General features: G+C 74.8%; 2 pseudogenes. Both read right to left on the reverse strand.

Features of this window, described 5'->3' with window-relative positions:
• Positions 1–349 (reverse strand): annotated as a pseudogene (locus RT91_RS19195) (carotenoid 1,2-hydratase); the annotation flags it as partial.
• Positions 346–604, reverse strand: a pseudogene (locus RT91_RS19200) (CrtD protein); the annotation flags it as partial. The pseudogenes RT91_RS19200 and RT91_RS19195, both read right to left, overlap by 4 nt.

A 604-nucleotide genomic window follows, 5' to 3' on the forward strand; every position in this document is an offset into this window, starting at 1 on the left:
GCAGCGGGTTCGACCATTCGGCGATCTCGGCGGCAAGCCCGCGGGCATCGACGGCGAGCCGGCTCGGGCCGATGGCGAGGCTGTCGGCCTCGGCCCGCAGGCAGTGGCGGCGGCGCTCGGTCATGGTCCAGCGGTTGCCGCGCGGGCCGTAGAGGGCGAGGTTGATGGCGACGAAATCCTCAGGTGCGGCCCTGCCGGGGGCGAGGCGACGGGCGGCGGCGTAATAGGGAGAGAACACCGAGCCGATGAAGGCGATCAGGGTGAGCGCGTGGCGCCCGTCGTCGCTCAGCGCGTCGACATACCACCAGGCATAGCCGCCGCGCGGGACCGGGCGGTCGAAGCGGATCATTCCGCATCCGCCATGATGGCGGCGGCGGCGAAACTGCCGGAGAGCGCGGCCATCGGCAGGCCCGGGCCGGGATGCGCCGAGCCGCCGGCGAGGTAGAATCCCGGCAGCGCGGTTCGCGCCCGCGGGCGGGCGAAGGGGTCGCGCCAGCCGGCGAGGTCGCGGCCGTAGAGCGCGCCGCCGGCGCCGGGGAACAGGCGCTCGAAACCGGTCGGGCCGGTGACGGAACTGCCCACGATGTCGAGCGCGAGGCCGGCG

This window comes from Acidiphilium sp. JA12-A1 (assembly GCF_000724705.2).
GTDB classification, from domain to species: domain Bacteria; phylum Pseudomonadota; class Alphaproteobacteria; order Acetobacterales; family Acetobacteraceae; genus Acidiphilium; species Acidiphilium multivorum.